Raw genomic sequence first — 14,326 nt, forward strand, 5'->3', positions numbered from 1 at the left:
TTAAGCGCTCCAATAAACATCGACGGGTGTGCTATGTTGTGCCAATACTGCGCGTATAGGCATCGCTTTCTCATCTTCATTTTCAAGCGCTTGGCGGTAAACAGACAACTTCTGCTCACCGACAATGTGTAAATAAATCTGACGACTGGCCAAAATCCCCTGTTTGGATATTGTGATACGACCATGAGGCGCATTGCCCGGATTCACGGCTAAGCAAAGTGAATCGGTTGACAGTGCTTGTTCAATCTCTAATGAACAGGGAAACCATGAACAGGTGTGTCCATCGTTACCCATACCCAACACAACCACATCAAAAGGTTTTGGGAAATTGGCCAATTGTTCAATCGTCATATCAGCGCCCGCTTCTGCGGAGGCAAACATATTTTTAAGTCCACGAAACTTAGCTGCCGCGGCTCGGTTTTGCAGTAGATGCGCTTTGACTAACTTTTCATTGGAATCGTCACTATCAACATCAACCCAACGCTCATCAGCGAGCGTGATGTAAACTTCACTCCACTCTATCGCCTTTTTACTGAGCTGTTGAAAAAGCGCCACGGGTGTCGACCCTCCTGACACCACTAAGCTTGCTTTTCCGCGCGCATCAATAGCCGTTTGTAGCTGATTGGCGATACGCTCCGCAAGCTGTGTTTCAAGAGCGGTTTTGTCATCAAATGATTTGAATACAGAGTCTTTAATCATAATCAATGTCTCCTATTCGTCCCACGAGCGGCCGTCTTTAGCTATCAATGCAACTGAGGCCACAGGCCCCCAACTGCCAGCAGGATATGGCTTAGGCTTTTCGTTGCTGTCTTCCCAAGCCTCAATGATACCGTCAACCCAACTCCACGCCTGCTCAACTTCATCGCGACGAACAAATAATGCTTGGTTGCCCAGCATAGCTTCAAGTAATAGACGCTCATAGGCATCAGCAATACGGTCATTCTTAAAGGTGTCAGAGAAACTTAAATCTAACTTAGTTGTTTGCAGACGTTGCTTCTGCTCTAGACCTGGCACCTTATTCATCATTTGAATTTCAACACCTTCGTGAGGCTGAAGACGAATGGTCAACTTGTTCGCTGGCAAATTACGATAGCTAGAACGATATAGGTTATGAGGTGGGTTTTTGAAATACACGACAATTTCAGAGCTCTTGGTCGGCATACGCTTGCCACTTCTCAAGTAGAATGGCACGCCAGCCCAACGCCAGTTGTCGATATCAACGCGTAATGCCACAAATGTCTCTGCATGGGATTGGGTATTAGCCCCCTCCTCTTCGAGATACCCTGGCACAGGTGCACCTTTTAAGAAGCCAGCAGAGTACTGACCTCTAACCGTGTTCTCATAGATATTGTCAGCATCGATTTTACGCAGTGATTTAAGAACTTTAACTTTTTCATCGCGGATGCTGTCTGCATCGAGGTTAACCGGTGGATCCATCGCCACAAGCGTCAGCACTTGCAAAAGGTGGTTTTGGATCATATCTCGCATTTGGCCTGCTTTATCAAAATAGCCCCAACGTCCTTCGATGCCCACTTCTTCAGCAACCGTGATCTGCACATGGTCAATCGTTCGGTTATCCCACTTAGAGGCAAACAGTGAATTAGCAAAACGCAAGGCGATCAGGTTTTGAACCGTTTCTTTACCCAGGTAGTGATCAATACGATACACCTGATTTTCATTAAAATAGGCGCTGACTTGGTCGTTAATCACTTTTGAGGAGGCTAAATCAGAACCAATAGGCTTTTCGAGGACGACACGTGTATCAGGATAGATAAGGTTTTGTTCGTGTAAACAGCGACAAATATCACCGAATATAGATGGCGGTGTCGCGAAGTAACTTACCATGACACGCTTTTGGGGCTCTAATACGTCATGAAACGCCTGATAGCCTGCCGAGTCAGTGAAGTTTGTGCCTACATAATGACAACGGCTTAAGAAACGGTTTAATGTCTCTTTACAAAGGTCTTCTTTTACAAAGCTATTAAGTGCAGTAACAACAAGCTCTTGATACTGTTCTTGGGTAAACTCATCTTTAGCAACCCCGAGCACTTTGGTCTCTTCATTAAGTAAACCGGCTTTATCAAGTTGGTACAGAGAAGGAAGCAATTTGCGTCTTGCTAAGTCCCCTTTGGTACCAAACAGTACAAAATCGCAAGCTTTGGCTTCTGGTGATGTCATGCCCATAGCTTATAAATCTCCTTTGTCGCTGTGTGCCATCATTCCGATGGGAAATTCACATGTTTGTCGTAATATAACAACAGAAATTGTTAATTGCATCTAAATTTTGCAAAAAATGCATGATTAGTAAACTAGCAACAAGACTACAAAATCTGATATGCTTTTCGTGATTAAATTACTATATATAGTAGAAAGTTTGTTGAATAGTTAGATCATAATTCGTTATATAGTCCAAACTTTAGCACTTTTTGTTTGCTTCTATAATGACATAAAAGAATAAATATAATTACATTACTATCGAGTGGATGTACGCATATGAATACCCTAGAAAAGGTTCAAAAAAGCCTAACGCATTTCAGTAAGTCAGAACGCAAAGTCGCTGAAGTCATTTTAGCGTCACCACAAACTGCCATTCACTCTAGCATTGCTACGTTAGCAAAAATGGCCGATGTCAGTGAGCCAACCGTTAACCGCTTTTGCCGCAGATTAGATACCAAAGGATTTCCAGACTTTAAACTGCATTTGGCGCAGAGCCTGGCTAACGGAACCCCTTATGTGAGCCGCCATGTAGAGGAAGATGACAGCCCTGATTCATACACTACAAAAATCTTTGAGTCATCTATGGCAGCCCTTGATACTGCTAGACAAAGCATGGATACGGCAGCGATAAATAAAGCAGTAGATATCCTCACACAAGCGAAGAAGATTTCGTTTTTTGGCTTAGGCGCATCGGCGTCAGTTGCCCATGATGCTCAGAATAAATTTTTCCGCTTTAATGTACCCGTGATCTGTTTTGATGATGTATTAATGCAACGTATGAGTTGTATTAATAGTTCTGAAGGCGACGTGGTGGTATTGATTTCCCATACAGGACGGACGAAATCACTCATCGATATCGCTCGTTTAGCCAGAGAAAATGGTGCTGCCGTGATTGCGATTACCTCACGTAACTCTCCACTATCAAGTGAATGTACTTTGCCAGTTACGATGGAAGTGCCAGAAGATACCGATATGTATCTGCCTATGGCCTCTCGTCTTGCGCAGCTGGTCATTGTTGACGTACTCGCCACAGGCTTTACACTTCGCCGAGGCCCACGTTTTAGGGAAAGTTTAAAACGGGTTAAAGAGGTGTTAAAAGAGTCTCGTATCGAAAAAGACCCGATACTATAGTCCAGTTTTGTAAGGATTTTAGGCGGCTTGGTTTACCCAATCCGCCTTTTTTTTACCTTTAAGTCGTAGTACTTCACAAAATTAATAACTTGAGGTAGATCATTTTGTTTGTAATTTTCCTACAAAAGTCGGTTTTGTCTGTTAATATAGAGTAAGATTTTTTAAACTTAACGGAGTATCTCATGTTCCGCAGAACCAAAATTGTAACGACTCTAGGCCCAGCAACTGATCGTGACGACAATCTACGTCGTATTATCAAAGCTGGCGCAAACGTTGTTCGCCTTAACTTTTCTCACGGCTCACCTGAAGATCACCTAAAACGTGCGACTGACACACGTAACATAGCAAAAGAACTTGGTGTTCATGTTGCTATCTTAGGCGACCTACAAGGTCCAAAGATCCGTGTATCAACTTTTAAGGACAATAAAAAAGTCCAACTTGACCTAGGTCAAGCATTCATCTTGGATGCCGACCTAGAAAAAGGTCAAGGTGATGAGCATCAAGTTGGTATCGACTATAAAGAGCTACCTAAAGATGTTGTCATTGGCGATATCCTTATGCTGGACGATGGCCGTGTTCAACTTCGTGTAGAGAAAGTTGAAGGCAATAAGGTTCATACCTCAGTAACGGTTGCAGGTCCCCTTTCAAACAATAAAGGGATCAACAAAAAAGGCGGTGGCCTTTCAGCTGCAGCACTTACTGAAAAAGACAAGCGTGATATTGTTACGGCAGCAGCAATTAAAGTTGACTATCTAGCCGTTTCTTTCCCACGTAGTGGCGCTGACCTTAACTATGCACGTGAACTAGCTCAAAAAGCAGGTAGCAATGCATTAATCGTTTCTAAAGTTGAGCGCGCAGAAGCCGTTGTTTCTGATGAAGCAATGGATGATGTTATCTTAGCCTCTGATGCTGTCATGGTTGCTCGTGGTGACCTTGGTGTTGAAATTGGTGATGCAGCACTTGTTGCTGTACAGAAGAAGCTTATCAGTCGTTCTCGCCAACTTAACAAGAGCGTGATCACTGCGACCCAGATGATGGAGTCGATGATCACTAGCCCAATGCCAACACGTGCTGAAGTGATGGATGTGGCTAACGCTGTACTAGATGGCACTGATGCCGTCATGCTATCGGCTGAAACTGCAGCGGGTGACTTCCCTGAAGAAACCGTTATGGCAATGGCCAATGTTTGTTTAGGCGCTGAAGGACATCCAAGTGTTCAAGTCTCTAAGCACCGTCTAGATGAGCGCTTTACTTCGGTCGAAGAAACCATCGCGCTGTCTACCATGTATGCAGCTAACCACTTAGAAGGCGTTAAAGCAATTGTCGCCTTAACTGAGTCGGGTGCAACACCGCAGTTGATGTCACGCATCAGTTCATCACTGCCTATCTTCGCTTTGTCTCGTCATGACGTGACACTTGCAAAAATGGCATTGTATCGTGGTGTGCAGCCTTTCTTCTTCGACTCAACAGCACATAGTGCCGAAGAGTTAGCGAAGAAAGCGTTAGAAGCACTTCAAGCAGCTGGTTACCTTAACAGCGGTGACATGGTGCTGATGACTAAAGGTGACGCGATGGAAACCATCGGTGGCACCAATACCAGTAAAGTGTTAATTGTTGCCTAAGGCAAATTAATTACTGATAAAAAAGGTACGCAATGCGTACCTTTTTTGTATCTGAGATTAACTGTCTCTACAAAACATCAAAATCGTCGACGTTAATTGCCGCCAGTCTTAGTTTGTCTGCATCAACTAACTGCTGATATTCACTATCAGATAACAAGGCTTGCTCTTTAGCTAACTTAAACAGTGTCAGAGGCGGTAATTTTCTAGGTAAATCACCATTACGCTGTGCTTTTTTCAACGTGCGGTAAAGGTTTTGGCACTTATATTGTGCGATAAATGCTTGTTCCACTTCGGCTATACCACCTTGGTCACCGTCAAAATCAGGACATAAGAAGGTCAATCGATCTCGAGCAGGTCCAGGCTTTAACATGCCACTACACAGGTTTACGGCCATTTTATCTGATGGTCCATTAAAGTGGTTACCCATTGGGAATACGATCGCCCTCATCAACCAAGCCACCGGGCGATTAGGGAAGTTCCTCAGCGCTCCCTGCAAAGCCAACGCCGCTTTTTGTAAACGCATCTGCATCACATAATGAACCGCAGGTAGATCATCTTGTTGACGCCCATTATCTTCAAACAGCTTAAGGGTGGCGGAACCAAGATAAAGCTCACTTAATACGTCGCCTAATCTCGCCGACAACATCTCTTTACGCTTCAGATCGCCGCCCATAATCAACATAGAGAGGTCAGTGATAAATGCCAATGCTGCAGACAGTCGTGTCATATCTTTATAATACTGCTTAGTGCAGCCACTCACGGGCGCACTATTAAAATAGCTGCCGCTTAACGCACTAAATAAAGCACTGAACGCATTGCGACTTGCGTAACCAATATGACCCAGTAGTAGGTTATCAAAGCGCTCTAAGGCTTCACTTTGATCGTCCATGGCGGCCGCTTCCATTTCAGCAAGCACATAGGGGTGGCAACGCGTTGCACCTTGGCCAAAAATCATCAGACTACGGGTTAAAATGTTAGCCCCTTCAACTGTAATCGAGATAGGATTTGCCATATACGCATGACCAAGATAGTTCTTTGGTCCAAGCTGTATCCCTTTACCAGATTGAATGTCCATAGCATCATTTAGCACATCACGGCTCATCTCAGTCATGTGATATTTCGCTATAGCCGTTACCACTGAGGGCTTAACTTTTAAATCAATGCCTGTGGTGGTCAAACGACGCGCCGCTTCTAATTGATAAGTGTTAGCAATAATTCTCGCCATCGCTTCTTGCACACCTTCAAATTGACCGATAGCGAGACCAAATTGATGACGAACATAACTATAAGCCGTAGTGGTTTTGGTCGTGACATGACCCGATGCCGTCGCTAATGCGGGCAGTGAAATCCCCCGTCCTGCCGACAGACACTCCACTAACATGCGCCAGCCTCGACCCGCATACTGTGGTCCACCGATGATCCAATCGAGTGGAATAAACACATCGCGGCCATGCGTTGTCCCATTCATAAAGGCCATACTGAGTGGGTTATGTCGACGACCAATTTCAACCCCTTGATGATCTGTTGGAATAAGGGCGCAGGTAATACCAAGATCCTCAACATCTCCTAGCAAACCATCTGGGTCACGCATTTGGAACGCTAAGCCTAATACGGTCGCAACAGGTGCCAGAGTAATGTAGCGCTTGTTCCAGTTAAGTTTGAGCCCCAAAACTTGTTCGCCATTAAACTCACCACGGCAAACGATGCCCTCATCTGGAATTGCGCCAGCATCGGAGCCAGCTTCTGGGCCAGTTAATGCAAAACATGGAACCGCCTCTCCGGTTGACAATTTAGGTAACCAATATTCACGCTGCTCCTTAGTGCCGTAATGAGTTAATAGCTCACCTGGACCCAAAGAGTTTGGCACCATGACACTTACGGCCGCACTCACGCTGCGGCTGGCAAGCTTGGCCACAATCGTTGAGTTTGCGTAAGCAGAAAATGCTTTACCGCCATATTCTTTGGGGATAATTAGCGCAAAGAAGCCCTCTTTTTTGAAGAAGTCCCATAACTCTGGCGGCAGATCCTTACGGTTTTGAACGATATCAAAGTCATCAATCATCGTCAGCGCAGTCATTACTTGATTGTCTATGAAGGCCTTTTCTTCATCAGACAGCGTTGGTTTGCCATAGCTATGCAGCGTATCCCAATTAGGCTTACCTCTAAACAGTTCACCCTCCCACCATACATCGCCCGCTTCCATCGCCTCTTTCTCTGTACTCGATAGCGGCGGTAGTACCTTTTTAAAGAATGCAAACACTGGGCGAGTGATTAACTGCATACGAATATTTTTAACGGCAAAAAGCACTATTATGATTAATAGTGCCAAGATTAAGAGTGTCATAACGCCCCCTATTGGGAAGTAACGGGTACTGCTACACCAGCAGCAAGATATGGGATCACCTTTCGGATCACAGCTTCAATATCATTGTGTTCATTAAAGTCAGCGGCAGCGATCTCTGTTAACGCATCGGCTGATGCCATCGTAAATACCACAGTGCCTAAGGTAAAGTGTAAACGCCAAAACATCTCGGCGGGAGGAATATGTGGTGCACTTTCTGCAACAGCTTTAACAAACTCGTTCAAATGCGCACCGTAGTGGGTAGTAATAAACCATCTAAGGTGACCTTGGCTTTCAATATAGCCGCGGCCTAACAGTTGTAAAAATGTACGTGTTCCTTCGGCTTTGAATTTATTAAGCTCAAGTAAAGGCTTTACTAAAGAGGAAAATATTTCATTTAATGACGGTTCACTCGACGCTTTAAGCTGAACAAGCTCATCTGAAGCCGCAGGCATAAAACGATCAAGGTATCGCGCCAAAACAGCTCTAATTAACTCTTTCTTCGAACCAAAATGATAATTTACCGATGCAAGATTTACTTCGGCTTTGCTGGTAATTAACCGTAGTGACGTTTCTGAAAATCCACGTTCAGCAAACAGCTTTTCTGCAGCATCCAGTATTCTTGTTTTAGTGTCGGATCGATTTGCCATTCCGTGACCTTAACTCTGATTTAAACATGCGTTTAAATTAAACACTGGTTCACTTTTTGTCAAATTAAATTCTGTCGCTAAGGTTAAGTCACGCTCGTTATCGGTCAGGGATTCTAAAAACTCCCGCTGCAAATTGCCACAAAACTGCGTAAACTATGCCACAGAAAAATAACAAAGGAAGGTAAGATGATCACCGCACGCACAAAACTGTCGCACTTATCGTTAGCCATAGCACTTTCAATAACCACTAGTGGCTGTAATACACAGGCTGAGTCACCAGCGATTAGCCAACCTATAGATGCCGTGGCAGAAGCTAATGACTTTTTAGCAAAAGCTGAAACTGATTTGGCGGCATTATCGATAGAACAAAATAGAGCCGAATGGATCTACAGTAATTTTATCACCGAAGATACAGCTGCCCTCGCAGCATCGGTTGCTGAGCGCCAAACGGCGACATCGGTACAATTAGCCACTCAAGCGGCTAATTATGTCAACCTCGATTTAGACTCAGCAAGTCAGCGTAAGCTTAATATCTTGCGCAGTTCACTGGTCCTACCCGCCCCCTTAGATCCCGCCAAAAATGCCGAGCTTGCAAACATCAGTGCTGAATTAAATGGCTTATACGGTAAAGGGAAATACTGCTTCGAAGATGGTCGTTGCCTCACCCAACCACAGCTATCAGGCATCATGGGTGAGTCAAAAGATCCAGCCCAGTTATTAGAAGTCTGGAAAGGATGGCGTGATATCGCAAAACCTATGCGTCCATTGTTTGAGCGAGAAGTTGAGCTCGCGAATGAAGGCGCAAAAGATCTTGGCTACGCCAACCTGTCTGAACTGTGGCGTAGCCAATATGATATGAAGCCAGATGAATTTTCGGCTGAACTCGATCGCCTCTGGGGTCAAGTTGAACCTTTATATGAATCGCTTCATTGCTATGTTCGCGGCGAGTTAAACGAACAATATGGCGATGATGTTGCACCGAATAATGGTCCAATACCGGCCCATTTACTTGGTAATATGTGGGCACAACAATGGGGTAATATCTACGATTCCGTTGCACCAGATAACGCAGATCCCGGATATGACGTCACCGAACTATTGGCTAAACAGGGTTATGATGAACATAAGATGGTTAAGCAAGCCGAAAGCTTCTTTACATCATTAGGGTTCGAGCCACTGCCAGACACCTTTTGGAGTCGCTCACTATTTGTTCAGCCAGAAGATAGAGATGTTGTTTGCCACGCCTCGGCGTGGGATCTAGATAATCTCGACGATATACGCATTAAGATGTGTATCCAAAAAACCGCTGAAGACTTTACCGTTATCCATCACGAACTGGGTCACAACTTTTATCAGCGCGCGTATAAAGAGCAACCTTTTATCTTTAAAAATAGCGCAAACGATGGATTCCACGAAGCCATTGGCGATACCGTTGCACTTTCCATCACACCCAACTATTTAAAACAGATTGGCTTACTTGATGAAGTCCCTGATGCATCTAAAGATATCGGCCTACTGTTAAAGCAGGCACTTGATAAAGTCGCATTCCTTCCCTTCGGTTTAATGATTGACCAATGGCGCTGGAAAGTCTTTAGTGGCGAAATTACACCAGAACAATACAACCAGGCATGGTGGGAGCTCAGAGAAAAGTATCAAGGAGTCAAATCGCCGATTACACGGGATGAATCGGACTTCGACCCTGGAGCTAAATACCATGTACCAGGCAATGTGCCCTACACGCGCTACTTCTTAGCGCATATATTACAGTTCCAATTCCATAAAGCATTATGCGATGTTGCAGGGGATAAAGGACCTGTCCATCGTTGCAGCATCTACGGCAATAAGGAAGCTGGGGCTAAACTTAACACCATGTTAGAGATGGGCCAAAGCCAACCATGGCCAGAAGCTTTAGCCGTTGTCACCGGCAATAAAGGCATGGATGCAACAGCCGTACTCGATTACTTTGCTCCGTTAAAAGTATGGCTAGATGACCAAAACAAATCAGCCAATAGACAATGTGGCTGGTAGTGGTTACCCAGTAAACTGTAACCACCTTAAAAGAAGCCCCGCATTGCGGGGCTTCTTAATTTAGTGCAGGTTAACGAATCTTGACTCCTTTGTGATTGGTTTCACGGCTCACTAATCTTGCCTCGTCAGACTTGACCAACATCACTAGTGTGACACCGACTCCGCCTAAAAACTGTGGTGCACTGTGATAAGCAAGAACCCCATCCAAGGACTTCAGCCACTGGGCCACACTCGATTTTACCAATGCTGGAAAGGGCTTATTATTTATGCCAGTGCCGTGTACCACACTGACATTACGAAACCCCATTCCTTTAGCATTTTCAATAAAATCATATAGCCGCTCCTTAGCTAACGGCAACCCAACACCTTTTAGCGATAGTTGAGCGTCAACAGGGTATTTTCCTTGGCGAAACAACTTAAAAACCTGTCCCTGAATTCCAGGCTTTCGAAAACTTAGCTCTGCCTGCGAGTCAACAGGTGTAATGCACGACACGTCGTGATTGAGTAAATCGATCGCTTGCAGACGTTTCGCAGCTTGATACCGGCGTACTTCCTCTTCGCGATCGACACTAGTAGGCACACGCCGCTCTCCTTTTAAGGGAACGACATCTTCCATTGATGCGAGAAAAAGCGCAGACTCTGTGCTATCCATAACATGGACTCCTAAGTTAACGCGTGGGCAATAAGCAAAATCTAGCTGAAATTATCCATAGGCTCAACGCATATCCAACCTATTAAATACAGATGATGACTAATTAGCCAATATGCTTGCCCTCACTAAGCGCTCCTCTTGATGATATTTTATTCATATTGCCGCCGATACACACTTTGTAAAGAACTAACACTTTCGAATAATAAGTCCATCAATTATAGTGACGTCAGTATTAGCAGAAATGAATGGCTAAATGAATTTTATTAGAATAGCTTTACTCACCTTGATAACGCTCTGTGCTGTTCAAGTTCAGGCACAGAGTCAGGCCAGTGATAATGAAGCCCTTAATCGGTTTTACACCCAATTTAGTAGTGCTTTTGACCAGCTTGATGCGTCTGTTATCGAAGATATGTACGCTGAGAATGCCTGTTACATACCCGAGCAGCAAGGCAAAGAGATCACTATAGGTCGAGAGAATATTGTTGATCTATACCGAACCTTTTTTGGCAAAATCAAACATAAAAATGCTCGTATTGAGGTGGACTTTCGCGTGGTAGAGCGTCAAATGGAAGTTGAGAATGCCACCGATATTGGTTATTACTTGATCCGGTTCCACCCGCCAAAAGAAACCGAAGAGCCCGTCAGTGAATTCGCTGGCAAGTTCGTTACCGTGTCCAAGAAGAAAGCTGATGGGAAATGGTACCTAACCGTTGATACCAATAACCGCTCAGATCCCTCATTTTATTTTAATGCGAAGCCCTCACCAAATTTGTATTATGGCAGCCAGTTTACTGAAGTAGTGTCAGACAACAAACAATGAATCAGCCCATTAACTTATGTCCTTGTGGACAAGACATACTAGGACAGCGTCTTTCCTATGCTGAATGCTGTCACCGCTTTCATCAAGGCGATCTTCCTAGCCACCCTGAATTGTTGATGCGCAGCCGCTACAGTGCCTTTGTATTAAGGCGCCATGATTACCTTATCGCAACCCATCATCCTGACTTTCTCAATGGCTTGACCCGAGCCATATTAGATAGTGATAATCAAACCCGTTGGCACGGTCTACAGATCATAAACGCTAAAAAGAATGGGCAAACAGGGCTAGTAACATTTCAAGCTTGGTATCTTGAAAATGGAAAGCTCGATGCTATCCATGAAGTTTCACAGTTTAAATGGGTAAATGGCAAATGGCTTTATACCGAAGGCCAGCAGTTTAACGCTATTTTACCTAAGCGAAATGAGCCTTGTTTGTGTCACAGTGGTAAAAAGTTCAAACAGTGTTGCATCGCACTAGCAAATTAATCCATCGAAAATGAGTAAAACAAGCCCTTTGTTGACACCTATCAGCGTAAGGCGCTGCAATGCACTAATGCAATTTCTGTAATAACGACTCTTCTAAAAACGCACTAAATTCAGCTTCTCTTAATGCTGGACTATAGAGAAACCCTTGGGCTTGATGACAATTGAGTCCAGATAAGAACTGCTCTTGCTCAGTGGTTTCTACCCCTTCGGCAGTCAATGAAATGTTAAGCGCCGAAGCCATAGCGATAATGGCGCTAACAATTTCGCGGCTTTCATGGCTCACACCTAAATCAGAGATAAAAGAGCGATCTATTTTTAATTTAGAGATTGGAAACTGCTTTAGGTAACGCATTGAACTGTAACCGGTACCAAAATCATCTATCGCCAACCCAACACCTAGTTCAGCAAGCTCTTTGCACAGGTTGGTCGCATAAACCACATCTTCCATCAACTCGGTTTCGGTGATCTCTAAAATTAGCGTATTTGGTTTAAGTCGATATCGCGTAACTAGCTGCCACACCTGATCATATAAGCTCGCACTAAAAAACTGTTTAGCCGAGACGTTAACGTGCATGGAGAGATTCAGGTTATGGTGCTGCCATAAATTGAGTTGTTTACAAGCCGCTTCTAACACCCACTCACCGATTGCGGTAATCATACCTGTTTGTTCAGCGATATCGATAAAGGCGCCTGGATATAACACACCACTCTTGGGGTGGTGCCAGCGAATAAGCGCTTCAGCCCCGATATACTTACGCTGTTTTAAATCTTTAAGTGGCTGATAATACAACTCAAACTCACGACCTTTCAGTGCAGTTTGCAGATCACGTTCAATTTTAGCATCTGTCTTAAATGTATTTAGCAAGGCATTATTGAATAGCTGTATCGCGTCACCTTGTTTCTTTTTCGCAAATTGAATGGCGATGTCGGCACAGGTCATCGGAGGAAAATACGGCTCAAGGGTGTCAATATGTACCACAGATAATGCAGGTTTTGCCTCAAAGTGCTCATGGCCGATTTTTACTGGCAAATTGAGCTGATGATATAAGCGCTTGATGGCGTATTGCAACTCGTCTTGGTTTTTAATACTTTCAACAACCACGGCAAACTCATCGCTGCCCACCCGCGCAACTAATTCTGTATCGTTACAACTGGCAAAATGCTTAATACGCCGGGCCATTTCAATCAACATCCTATCGCCCTTCTGATGGCCATTGGTATCATTGAAACGTTTAAACCCCCTCAGATCAATAAGCATTAAATGACCCGATACAATTCGTTCTAATTCACGATTAAAATAACTTCGATTGTAGAGTGAAGTTAATCCACATTGCCAAGCTAGCCGCTCTAACTCTTGCTGGTATTGACGCTCCTCAGAGCAATCTTCGGCCGTGATTAAAGCATAATGATTACCGCGTGGCGTGGTAAATGGTTTTACCGAATACCTTAGCCAATAGCTCAGACCATCAGACCTTACAATTTTCGCATTGCCTTTTGCTGGACTGCCCATCTTGGCGTTAGCCAACGCCTGATTCGCCTGTATTGGAGATTGCTTAAAGAAGTCGAGGTGATCTAAGGTTTTACCAACAATTTTATGCTTCGGTATACCCGAGACGGCATGGTGTGCACCATTCAGATATTCGACCACATTGGTGGTCAAATTTACCACCATATTAATCTGTTCAGACTGCTCTACAGCAGTAAAGAAGAGCGCTAGGCGTTCATCTGTCGCATACGCCCGCTGCGTGGCCAACGTGAGTGCTAGTTGATCGGCGACCTGCGCCACGATGTGAACCTCAGCATCGCTCCACTCATTGTTTTCTATACATTCTAGATAAAGTACGCCTTCTAAATGGCCATTAATACGAATGGCAACATCAAGTGTCCTCGCAACGGGAGTGTTGTCAAAATACGCGGTAGTGAGCTCTGTAAGTCTTTGCTCATGCTTAACATCAATGGCATCGATTACCCGTTCAGACTTTAATAGCGAGAGATAATGGGGACAAAGGCTGGGACGCGGACGTATCAACGAATGGGTATCGATAAGACCTGTATTGGCAACCATAACAGTCTCATCACGATCGATTGAAAATAGGCAAACACCGACACCGCCAATAGGAAGCGCGTCAGTGAGCAGACTAACGGCTAACTGAGCGGTTTCTTCAAATTGTCCTTCCTGTTTTTCTACCGAGTTCACGATCGACTCTAACAGGTATTGGTATTGGCGTTTGCTCATATCATCCTAAAGCCAGCAGCGGAAAAATGGTTGCTGCTGAGGTAAAGCCGTCAAATGACAGCCAAAAGTTTCACTGATGTTATTTTTTTGCTATTCGACGGTAGACTACACCATGCGCCATAGGCTTTTCAATACTAATATCTT

At 44.4% G+C, this 14,326-nt stretch carries 11 protein-coding genes; 5 read left to right on the forward strand and 6 right to left on the reverse strand.

Annotation, left to right across the window (positions count from 1 at the left end):
* A complete protein-coding gene (pgl, locus tag BEL05_RS00265) occupies positions 1-699 on the reverse strand; it encodes a 6-phosphogluconolactonase (RefSeq protein ID WP_028765047.1) in 699 nt (232 codons plus the stop codon).
* 12 nt (positions 700-711) lie between these two features.
* Positions 712-2,184, reverse strand: a complete 1,473-nt coding sequence (zwf, locus tag BEL05_RS00270) for a glucose-6-phosphate dehydrogenase (RefSeq protein ID WP_028765046.1) — start codon at positions 2,182-2,184, stop codon at positions 712-714.
* A gap of 309 nt (positions 2,185-2,493) precedes the next feature.
* Between zwf and BEL05_RS00275 the strand changes: the two genes are divergently transcribed.
* Positions 2,494-3,348 (forward strand): MurR/RpiR family transcriptional regulator, encoded by an 855-nt coding sequence (locus BEL05_RS00275; RefSeq protein ID WP_028765045.1) that lies wholly within the window; start codon positions 2,494-2,496, stop codon positions 3,346-3,348.
* Positions 3,349-3,530: 182 nt separating this feature from the next.
* Complete coding sequence (gene pyk, locus BEL05_RS00280) at positions 3,531-4,970, forward strand: pyruvate kinase (RefSeq protein WP_028765044.1); 1,440 nt, start codon at positions 3,531-3,533, stop codon at positions 4,968-4,970.
* A gap of 67 nt (positions 4,971-5,037) precedes the next feature.
* Here pyk and BEL05_RS00285 read toward each other — a convergent pair whose 3' ends face one another.
* Together BEL05_RS00285 and psrA are read right to left on the reverse strand one after the other, a co-directional pair.
* Complete coding sequence (locus BEL05_RS00285; protein WP_069669932.1) at positions 5,038-7,314, reverse strand: acyl-CoA dehydrogenase; 2,277 nt, start codon at positions 7,312-7,314, stop codon at positions 5,038-5,040.
* Positions 7,315-7,322: 8 nt separating this feature from the next.
* The gene (psrA, locus tag BEL05_RS00290; protein WP_069669933.1) at positions 7,323-7,961 is read right to left on the reverse strand and encodes a TetR family transcriptional repressor PsrA; all 639 of its coding nucleotides are present in this window, start codon (positions 7,959-7,961) and stop codon (positions 7,323-7,325) included.
* A gap of 186 nt (positions 7,962-8,147) precedes the next feature.
* Between psrA and BEL05_RS00295 the strand changes: the two genes are divergently transcribed.
* Positions 8,148-9,989, forward strand: a complete 1,842-nt coding sequence (locus BEL05_RS00295; RefSeq protein ID WP_069669934.1) for a M2 family metallopeptidase — start codon at positions 8,148-8,150, stop codon at positions 9,987-9,989.
* Positions 9,990-10,059: 70 nt separating this feature from the next.
* On the opposite strand, the gene BEL05_RS00300 is transcribed toward BEL05_RS00295, so the two are convergent.
* A complete protein-coding gene (locus tag BEL05_RS00300; RefSeq protein ID WP_069669935.1) occupies positions 10,060-10,641 on the reverse strand; it encodes a Smr/MutS family protein in 582 nt (193 codons plus the stop codon).
* A 253-nt stretch (positions 10,642-10,894) separates the two neighbouring features.
* Here BEL05_RS00300 and BEL05_RS00305 point away from each other — a divergent pair, with 253 nt between their 5' ends.
* Entirely contained in the window at positions 10,895-11,461 is a 567-nt protein-coding gene (locus tag BEL05_RS00305) for a YybH family protein (RefSeq protein WP_028765040.1), read from the forward strand.
* Positions 11,458-11,946 carry a YchJ family protein gene (locus BEL05_RS00310; RefSeq protein WP_028765039.1) on the forward strand — a complete coding sequence of 163 codons (489 nt, stop codon included), beginning with the start codon at positions 11,458-11,460 and terminating at the stop codon, positions 11,944-11,946. The genes BEL05_RS00305 and BEL05_RS00310 overlap by 4 nt, the downstream gene beginning before the upstream one ends.
* A gap of 64 nt (positions 11,947-12,010) precedes the next feature.
* Here BEL05_RS00310 and BEL05_RS00315 read toward each other — a convergent pair whose 3' ends face one another.
* Positions 12,011-14,182, reverse strand: a complete 2,172-nt coding sequence (locus tag BEL05_RS00315; protein WP_028765038.1) for a sensor domain-containing phosphodiesterase — start codon at positions 14,180-14,182, stop codon at positions 12,011-12,013.
* Positions 14,183-14,326 lie beyond the last annotated feature (144 nt).

The organism is Shewanella colwelliana (assembly GCF_001735525.1).
GTDB classification, from domain to species: Bacteria; Pseudomonadota; Gammaproteobacteria; order Enterobacterales; family Shewanellaceae; genus Shewanella; species Shewanella colwelliana.

Coding starts and splice junctions, on each gene's coding strand:
- zwf (WP_028765046.1), bottom strand. CDS start 2,184: ATGGGCATGACATCACCAGAAGCCAAAGCTTGCGATTTTGTACTGTTT.
- BEL05_RS00295 (WP_069669934.1), top strand. CDS start 8,148: ATGATCACCGCACGCACAAAACTGTCGCACTTATCGTTAGCCATAGCA.
- BEL05_RS00315 (WP_028765038.1), bottom strand. CDS start 14,182: ATGAGCAAACGCCAATACCAATACCTGTTAGAGTCGATCGTGAACTCG.
- pgl (WP_028765047.1), bottom strand. CDS start 699: ATGATTAAAGACTCTGTATTCAAATCATTTGATGACAAAACCGCTCTT.
- BEL05_RS00285 (WP_069669932.1), bottom strand. CDS start 7,314: ATGACACTCTTAATCTTGGCACTATTAATCATAATAGTGCTTTTTGCC.
- BEL05_RS00300 (WP_069669935.1), bottom strand. CDS start 10,641: ATGGATAGCACAGAGTCTGCGCTTTTTCTCGCATCAATGGAAGATGTC.
- BEL05_RS00275 (WP_028765045.1), top strand. CDS start 2,494: ATGAATACCCTAGAAAAGGTTCAAAAAAGCCTAACGCATTTCAGTAAG.
- psrA (WP_069669933.1), bottom strand. CDS start 7,961: ATGGCAAATCGATCCGACACTAAAACAAGAATACTGGATGCTGCAGAA.
- BEL05_RS00310 (WP_028765039.1), top strand. CDS start 11,458: ATGAATCAGCCCATTAACTTATGTCCTTGTGGACAAGACATACTAGGA.
- BEL05_RS00305 (WP_028765040.1), top strand. CDS start 10,895: ATGAATTTTATTAGAATAGCTTTACTCACCTTGATAACGCTCTGTGCT.
- pyk (WP_028765044.1), top strand. CDS start 3,531: ATGTTCCGCAGAACCAAAATTGTAACGACTCTAGGCCCAGCAACTGAT.